The following is a 438-nucleotide window of genomic DNA, read 5'->3' on the forward strand; positions in this document are numbered from 1 at the left end:
ACTGTGCGTTGTCATGCTTGCAGTTCGGCTTGCTGCAAAACGGTACACAGTTGAGTGTTTGTTTGTCAATGATATAGATTGTTCCGGTCGGCGCTAAATAATAATAGCTGTCGTCTGATGCGCACATCCGAAATTCCGGTGCATTTCCAAACATATTTTGCAGATCATATCCTTCAACGTATTGGTCACTTGTGGGGATGGGCGGGCTGCATGCGCTTAACAACACTGTGCTGATGCAGAGAATCAGAAAAAGGGAAATTGCTTTTTTCATAGTGTTCGCCTCTGATCATTGTTTGAAAATAAAAAAAGAGAAAGCAGGGGTGTGGTCTGTGCACCTGTAAAATGAAAGTAGACACTCACAAAAGTGTGGGTGTCTACTTTTTTCGTAGTAAAATAAGAGAAAAAGGAGGAATAGGAATGGGAAAGAAAGGGACACCA

The 438-nt window shown here is 42.2% G+C and carries 1 protein-coding gene; it reads right to left on the reverse strand.

Going from position 1 to position 438, the window contains the following annotated elements; genetic code table 11:
- On the reverse strand, positions 1-271 hold a 271-nt coding region (locus H6A12_RS13135; protein ID WP_204448443.1), incomplete at its 3' end, for a hypothetical protein.
- Between the last annotated feature and the right edge of the window lie 167 nt (positions 272-438).

The organism is Merdimmobilis hominis (genome assembly GCF_016901855.1).
Lineage (GTDB): Bacteria > Bacillota > Clostridia > Oscillospirales > Ruminococcaceae > Paludihabitans.